This window comes from Streptomyces palmae, from assembly GCF_004684805.1.
Lineage (GTDB): Bacteria > Actinomycetota > Actinomycetes > Streptomycetales > Streptomycetaceae > Streptomyces > Streptomyces palmae.
Map to the genome: position 1 here is coordinate 1 of NZ_SRID01000334.1, position 7,632 is coordinate 7,632.

The following is a 7,632-nucleotide window of genomic DNA, read 5'->3' on the forward strand; positions in this document are numbered from 1 at the left end:
GGACGGGAAGGACGCCGCGGACCGGGGTGGCGGGCACCCGGGGCAGCGGCCGGCGGGAAACGGGCGGGCGGTCAGCCCCCTGGAGAACCCGGACGGCACCAAGCCCGGGCTGGCGCCCGTGACGGCCGCCGCGGACCGGGCCGAGGCCCGCCGGCTCATCGAGCGGCTGGCCACCAAGGGGCGGGGGCCGAGGACGGGCTACGACCGCGACAGGTTCGGCTACGCCTGGATGGACACGGCGGACGGTGTGCCGCTCGCGAGGAACGGCTGCGACACGCGGAACGACCTCATCCGCCGCGACGGCCAGAGCCTGCGGTTCCGCGCCGGATCCGACTGCGTGGTGGTGGCCATGACGCTGAGCGATCCCTATACGGGGAAGACCATCGAGTGGCGCAAGGCCAGGGCCGCCGAGGTCCAGATCGACCATGTGGTGCCGCTGTCCTACAGCTGGCAGATGGGCTCCTCGCGCTGGCCCGAGGGCAAGCGCAGGCAGCTCGCCAACGACACGCTCAACCTGATCCCGGTCGAGGGCCGGGCCAACTCGGCCAAGGGCGACTCCGGACCGGCCTCCTGGCTGCCCCCCAACCCCCGGATCCGCTGCGCCTACTCGGTGCGCTTCGCCCAGGTGGCGCTGGCGTACGGGCTGCCGGTCACCGCTCCCGACAAGGAGATGATGCTGGCGCAGTGCGGTGGCTGACGGGGCGCTCAGCGGGGTGCGGCCGGCCGGTGACCCGTCGCCGCCGGGCGCCGGCCGTACAGTGCCAGGAGGTGGCGGGCCAGGGCGAGTGCGGCGAGCAGCGCCACCAGCGCGCACACCCCGTGCCAGCCGGCCCGGCCCCATACGCGCACGCCCAGCCAGGAACCGGCGCTGCCGCCCAGATAGGCGCAGGTCATATAGGCGGTGTTGAGCCGGGAGCGGGCGTCGGGGCGCAGCGCGTAGACCCGGGCCTGGTTGGCGACCATCCCGGACTGCATCCCGACGTCGAGCAGCAGGGTGCCCACCACCAGGGCGGCCAGCCCCGGCAGTCCGCCCCCGCCACCGGCGGCGAGCACCGCCGCGGAGGCCAGGACCACCAGCATGCACACCAGGTTGACCCGGTCCGGCCCATGCCGGTCCACCAGGCGGCCGGCGAGCGGGGTGCAGACCATGGTCGCCCCGCCCACCAGGGCCAGCAGCCCCACGGCCTGGGCGCCCAGGCCGTAGGCCGGGCCGGTGAGCAGCAGCGCCAGGCAGGTCCAGACGGCGGAGAACGCGGCGAACACCGTCGCCTGGTAGAAGCAGGAGCGGCGCAGCGGCGGTTCGGCGCGCAGCAGCCGCAGCGGCGCGGCCAGCAGCGCCCGGTACGGCTGCCGCGAGGGCGGGGTGGTGGCGGGCAGCGCGCGGGCCAGTACGACCGCGAGCAGCAGCACCAGGGGCGCCGCCGCCAGGTAGGGGGCGCGCCAGCCCGACCCCTCGCCGAGCGCCCCGCCGAAGGTGCGGGCCAGCAGCATGCCGCCGATCGACCCGCTCAGCAGGGTGCCGATCACCGCGCCGCGGCGGTCGTCCGGCACCAGCCCGGCCGCCAGCGGGCCGACGATCTGCGCGGCCACGGTGGTGAGCCCGACGCAGGCACTGGCGGCGGCGAGCACCGGCAGGTTGGGGGCGCAGCCCGCGACGAGCAGCCCCAGGCCGGTCAGGGTGAGCAGGACGACCAGGTAGCGGCGGGCCGGGAGCCGGTCGCCGAGCGGCACCAGCAGGAACATCCCGGCGGTGTAGCCCACCTGGGTCCCGGTCACCGCCAGGGAGGCGGTGTCCGGCGAGATGTGCAGCCCCGCGGCCACCAGCGGCACGACGGCCTGCGGGAAGTAGAGGTTGCCCACGGCCACCGCGCAGGTCAGGGCCAGCAGCAGGGTCAACCGGCGGCCAAGCCGCGGCCCGGCCGCGCCATGGTCCGCACCGGTGCCCTGGTCGGCGGGGTCGTCCGCCGCCGTTCGCCGTCCATCCGTTCCCGTGTCCATGCGCGGCAGTTCACGGCAGGGAGCGCGGCCTGCCAACTGATGTAGCGTACGGCTTAATGATCAGCTTCGAGCTCGGGGTGGAGGACCTCGCGGACACCCGTTTCGCGCTCTCCCCCGTGCAGGAGACCCTGCTCAGCCTCCGGATCCTCCAGGACCCCGGGCTGTCCGCGATCCATCTGCCCTGGCGCAGATCGGTGCTGGACCGGATCGGCGGGCTCGACACCCGGCTGCTGATGTCCCTGGTGTCGCCCCGGCGCACCATCCCCGACTTCCTGACCCCGATGCCCGCCGTCTTCGCGCCGGCCTTCGAGGAGCAGCTGGCCGACGTGCGCCGGGCCTCCCCGGCGCGGATCCGCCGTGATGTGTCGGCCGCGTACGGGGCGGGGCCGCTGCCCGCGGCGCTGGACCGGGTCCTGGGCGAGGACGCGTCGGTGGTCGGGCTGCGCGAGGACATCTGCGAGCTGCTGCGCCGGTACTGGGAGGTGGCCATCGAGCCGAGCTGGCGCCAGCTGCGGCTGCTGATGGAGGCCGACATGACCTACCGCGCGCGGCAGTTGGCGGTGGGTGGCGCCCGGCTGCTCTTCGCCGACATCCACCCGGACCTGCGCTGGCGGGACGGGGTGCTGCACATCGACAAGATGATCAGCCACTTCCGGGTGGCCTCGGTCGGCCGCGGCCTGCTGCTCCTGCCCTCCGCGTTCGCCCACAAGCCGGCGGGGCCGGTGGGGCCGGACGAGCCGCCGCACGTGTTCTACCCCTGCCGCGGCACGGGCACCCTGTGGGCCGCGCCGCCGGCCGTGGAGGCGACGGCGCTCGCCGCGCTGCTGGGCGCGCCCAGGGCGCGGCTGCTGGCGCTGCTCCAGGAACCGCTCGCCACGGTGGAGATCGCCCGCCGGCTGCGGGTGACGCCCAGCGCGGTCTCCCAGCACCTGCGGGTGCTGCACGCCGCGGGGCTGGTCACCCGGGCCCGCGAGGGGCGCCGGGTGCTGTACCGGTGCAGCGGTCTCGGCGAGCGGCTGGCCGCCGGTGCGGCCGGTGGGTGAGCGGCGCGGAGGCGGCCTCGGGGGGCAGCTGGGCGGCTGCCCCCGGGGACTGGGTCAGGCGGCGTCCAGGTCGAGCACGTCCTCGGCCTTCGGGGCGGTCACCTTCACCGGCTTGTCGTGGTCGCTGAAGACCATGGTGCCCGGGTCCTCGCCACCCTTCTGGACCGCCTTGAGGATGTACGGCTTGCCCTCGGTGGCGACGTACAGGGTGTAGGTCGCGTCGCCGTCCTTCTCGGTGAGGATGATGGCGGGCTTGCCGTCGACCGTGGTGGTCTTGCCCTTCTCGGCGTTCCCGGCCCCGGGGACCGCGTCGGCCAGCACCTGCTCCCCGTCGCAGAGGGCGGTGAGGTCCTTGGTGTCCGGGTCGGAGGCCTTCGTCTTGGTCCAGCGGTCGCCGATCAGCTTGGCGGCGTCCTCGCCGTCCTTGCCCTGGGCCTTCCAGAAGGCGGCGTCGTACTGCGCGTACGTGGTGTCGCCCTTCTTGATGATCTTCACATGGCCGCCGTCCATGCCCATGTCGCCGACGCAGCCGGCGGAGGTGCTGGAGGAGATCTCGCTCGTGAAGGGGGAGCCGTCCACGGTGCCGTCCATGGTGACGTGGAAGGAGGTCGCCGCCTTGCTGGCCTTGAGGGCCTTGTCGGCTATCTGCGGGCCGGTCAGCTCGGTCAGTCCGTTGCCGCTCGCGGCGGCCGTCTTGTCCGCCTTCTCCGGCTTCTCCGGCTTGTCGCCGCTGCCATCGCTGCCGCAGGCCGTCAGGCTGAGCGCGGCGATCGCGCAGAGAGCCGCCAGGGTGGGGGTGGTGCGCATTAACTCGTCTTCTTCCAGTCAGTGCAGTCGTTCGTCTTGAAATAGGCGTCGGTGGGCGCGATGGTCACCACGGCGTTGCCCGTGGCGTTGTCGTTCGCGGCGATGGAGTCGATGCCGTGCAGCGCGTCCTTCGCCCTCTCCCAGTAGCAGCCGGCGTCCTCGGTGTTACCGGTGGACTTGTACGTACCCGGCGCGATGTCGACACCGACCCGATACATACCACCCTTGCCGGACATCTCCGTCTTGGGGGTTCCGGTCGCCTTGGCCGGGACCTCCTCCCAGTCCTTGCAGCCGTTGGTGGTGAAGACCTTGTCGCCGGCCTTGACCGTCACATAACTGCTGCCGGTGACGTTGTCGTTGGCGATGATGGAGTCCGGGTCCCCCGAGGCGTCCTTGGACCGCTCCCAGTAGCAGCCGTCCATGACCCCGTTGCCGCTGGTCCGGTAGGTGCCGGGCTTGATGTCCGAGCCGACCTGGAAGGTGCCGTCGCCGTCGAAGGCCTTCTTCGCGGCCTCCTCCTGCTTTCCGCCCGAGTCCTTGCCGCCGTCCTTGCCGGACTGGCCGCCGTGCTGGGAGGCGGAGTTGTTCTTCTTGTCGTCGCCACCGCCGCCGCTCGCCGCGACGCCGCCGATGGCCGCGATCGCGATGACCGCGCCGACTCCGGTGAGGAGCTTGTGGCGGGCGAACCAGTTCCCCTGCTTGTTCGAACGATCGCGCTGAGACATGTGAAGTACACACCTTCCGGTTCGGTGATGCGATCTCCGTGATCCGACGGGTCAATAAGAGCATGACCTGTGAACCGAGTCAACGCGATTCACAGGAGTTCACGGATTCACGTCGTGAAGTGGTCTCTTCGGTGTGCACGGGTATGCTCGGCGGAACAGCAGCTCGGAGCGGAACGGGACGGGAGCGGGCCAGGTGCCGGACAACGCAGCGGAGCAAGCAGCGCGGAACACGTCCCCACGCGCGGCGGACGCGCGGCAGAACCCCATGACACCGGCACCGGCACGGCCGCAGGGCGCCGGCGGCGGTGCCGACGCCGGCACCGAGGTCACCGCCGCCGGGATCGCCCGACTGGCCGGGGTCGGCCGCGCCGCCGTCAGCAACTGGCGCCGCCGGCACGCCGACTTCCCCAAGCCGGTCGGCGGCACCGAGACCAGCCCCACCTTCGCCCTCGGGGAGGTCGAGCAGTGGCTGCGCGCCCAGGGCAAGCTGGCCGAGGTACCGCTGCGCGAACGCGTCTGGCAGCTGCTGGCCGGCCACCCGGCGGGCGCCGCCGCCGCACTGCGCCAGGTCGGCGCCGTCCTGCTGCTGGTCCGTCACCGGCCCACCACCTGGGACGAGCTGAAGACCGCCGACGACGCCCAGCTCGCCCAGTGGCTGCCCACCGCCCTGGCCCCGGTGCTCACCGCCCGGCTCGGCGAGAACCACCCGGTCCCCGTGCCGGAGGCCGCCGAACTCCAGGCCGGCGCCGCCCTCACCCGCGGCGCCGCCGAACTGGCCGTCGAGGCGGGCCCGGCCCCGGCCTTCGAGTTCCTGCTCGGCCGCTACCTCGCCACCAACCCCCGGCAGTACACCCTCACCCCGCCCGACCTGGCCGAGCTGATGGCCGACCTCGCCGGGGTCCGCGCGGCCGACCCCGCGGGCACCCCGGACCCCGCGGGGCCGACCGTCTTCGACCCCGCCGCCGGCACCGGCTGGCCGCTGGGCGCCGCCACCGCCGCCGCCACCCTGCACGGCCAGGAGGCGGACCCCGACCTGGCCGCGATCGGCGCCCTCCGGCTCGCCCTCGGCTCGGACACCGTGGTGCGCTTCGCCGCCGCCGACAGCCTGCGCGCCGACGCCTTCCCCGGCCTCGCCGCCGACGCCGTGATCTGCCACCCGCCGTTCAACGAACGCAACTGGGGCCACGACGAACTCGCCTACGACCCGCGCTGGGAGTACGGCTTCCCGGCCCGTACCGAGTCCGAACTGGCCTGGGTGCAGCATGCCCTGGCACGGCTGCGGGACGGCGGCACCGCCGTTCTGCTGATGCCGCCGGCCGTCGCCTCCCGCCGCTCCGGCCGCCGCATCCGGGCCGACCTGCTGCGCCGAGGGGCGCTGCGCGCGGTCATCGCGCTGCCCGCCGGCGCCGCCCCGCCGCACGGCATCCCGCTGCACCTGTGGGTGCTGCGCCGCCCCGGCGCCGGGTCCGCGCCCGCCCCGGACCTGCTGCTGGTGGACGCCGCCGAAGCCGCCGGCCCCGGGCGCGGCAAGCCGGACCAGCCCGCCGTGTACGACACCGTGCTCACCGCCTGGCGCTCCTTCGACCAGCGGGGCCGGGTCACCGAGCAGCCCGGCGTCTGCCGCGCCCTGCCGGTCATCGAACTCCTCGACGACGACGTGGACCTGGCCCCGGCCCGCCATCTGCCGCTGCCCGCCGCCGGCGGTATCGCCGAACTCACCGCGGTGCGCGACCGGCTCACCGTCACCCTGGCCCGCACCACCGAGCTGACCCCCGTGGCGCCCGGCGCACCGGACGAGCCGAGCGCCGGCACCGCGCCCGCGCGGACCGCGGGCCGCTGGCCGATGACCACCGTGGGCGAACTGGCCCGCGCCGGCGCCCTGGTGCTGCGCACCGGCGGTGCGGTCGCCGGCGGCACGGGGTCGGGCGGCGCGGTGCCGGGTGGGGCCGTCTCCGGCGCCGCCGCCGGGACCGAGGCGCTGCCGGTGCTCACCGAGCACGACGTACTGGCCGGCACCGCACCGTCCGGCAGCCTGCCACCGCAGGCCCCGACCGAACGGTCCGGGGCCGAGGAACCGGTGCTCACCGAGCCCGGCGACGTGGTGGTGCCCGTCCTCGGCGGCGGCACCGTCGCCCGCGTGGTGGACGAGGCCACCGCCGGCGCGGCGCTCGCCCGCAACCTGTGCCTGCTGCGGCCGGACCCGGCCGCCCTCGACCCCTGGTTCCTCGCCGGGCACCTGCGCGGCAGCGCCAACCAGCGGCAGGCCAGCAGCTACGCCTCGACCGCCACCCGGCTCGACGTGCGAAGGCTCCAACTGCCCCGGCTGCCGCTGGCCGAACAGCGGCGGTACGGGGAGCGCTACCAGGCCCTGGCCGCCTTCGAGGAGGCGCTGCGGCTGGCCGGCCGACTCGGCGAACAACTGGTCCAGGGGCTGTACGACGGCCTCGCGGACGGCACCGTCACCCCGCGGTGACCCCCTGCCGGAGAGCCTGAGCGGTGGTCACGCGCGGCTGCCGGCCGGGTCGGGTGACCATCCCCACGCGGGATCCGTACAACCTGGACCGGCGGCTCCGCGTCGGATATACGCTCAGGCCGACCGTCGCACGTCAGGAGCAGTAGCAATGTATGGCCCCGGCCCCGGCTTCGCGCCCCAGGTACCGCCCCCGCGCTCGCGGGCGGCGGTGGTGGTGCTGCTGCGCGTGATCTTCGCGGTGCTTCCGCTGCTCTCCATCGGCTTCCTGTCCTGGGTCTCCATGCTGCGGCTGGCCATCGTGCACCGCCGGCGGCTGGACTGGGGCTTGTTCTGGGGCGAGCTGGTGCTGGTCGTCGCCTGCCTGGTGACCCTCGAGGACCACTTCTCGGACAGCTGGATATCGGATGTGGGCATGGCCGTCCTGCTGGTCACCGCGGTGGCGGTGACCGCGTACTTCCTGATCGTGGACATCGGCCGGCACCGCACCGGCCCGGCCGTCCCGGGCCCGGGGGCCCTGCCGGCTCCCGCCGCCACCCTCGACGGAAGCTCCCCCGGGACGGAGTCCGGGGGAGCTTCCGTCGAGGGT

The 7,632-nt window shown here is 74.4% G+C and carries 6 protein-coding genes and 1 pseudogene; 4 read left to right on the forward strand and 3 right to left on the reverse strand.

Annotated elements, in window-relative coordinates:
• Positions 1 to 697 (forward strand): HNH endonuclease family protein (locus E4099_RS25810; RefSeq protein WP_245245168.1); only part of this gene is annotated, 697 nt, incomplete at its 5' end.
• A gap of 8 nt (positions 698 to 705) precedes the next feature.
• Here E4099_RS25810 and E4099_RS25815 read toward each other — a convergent pair.
• Complete coding sequence (locus E4099_RS25815; protein WP_135341516.1) at positions 706 to 1,998, reverse strand: MFS transporter; 1,293 nt, start codon at positions 1,996 to 1,998, stop codon at positions 706 to 708.
• Between the two features lie 56 nt (positions 1,999 to 2,054).
• Here E4099_RS25815 and E4099_RS25820 point away from each other — a divergent pair, with 56 nt between their 5' ends.
• Positions 2,055 to 3,041, forward strand: coding sequence for an ArsR/SmtB family transcription factor (locus E4099_RS25820; RefSeq protein ID WP_135341517.1), 987 nt, complete (start codon positions 2,055 to 2,057; stop codon positions 3,039 to 3,041).
• A 54-nt stretch (positions 3,042 to 3,095) separates the two neighbouring features.
• Here the strand turns inward: E4099_RS25820 and E4099_RS25825 are convergent, their stop codons facing one another.
• Both E4099_RS25825 and E4099_RS25830 read right to left on the reverse strand, forming a co-directional pair.
• The gene (locus tag E4099_RS25825) at positions 3,096 to 3,848 is read right to left on the reverse strand and encodes a hypothetical protein (RefSeq protein WP_135341518.1); all 753 of its coding nucleotides are present in this window, start codon (positions 3,846 to 3,848) and stop codon (positions 3,096 to 3,098) included.
• Positions 3,848 to 4,573 (reverse strand): Rv1352/Rv1906c domain-containing protein, encoded by a 726-nt coding sequence (locus E4099_RS25830; protein WP_209446741.1) that lies wholly within the window; start codon positions 4,571 to 4,573, stop codon positions 3,848 to 3,850. Before E4099_RS25830 ends, E4099_RS25825 begins: the two co-directional genes overlap by 1 nt.
• A gap of 265 nt (positions 4,574 to 4,838) precedes the next feature.
• On the opposite strand from E4099_RS25830, the gene E4099_RS25835 reads away from it, so the two are divergent.
• Positions 4,839 to 7,046, forward strand: coding sequence for an N-6 DNA methylase (locus E4099_RS25835; protein WP_135341519.1), 2,208 nt, complete (start codon positions 4,839 to 4,841; stop codon positions 7,044 to 7,046).
• A 148-nt stretch (positions 7,047 to 7,194) separates the two neighbouring features.
• Positions 7,195 to 7,632: pseudogene (locus E4099_RS25840) on the forward strand (hypothetical protein); the annotation flags it as partial.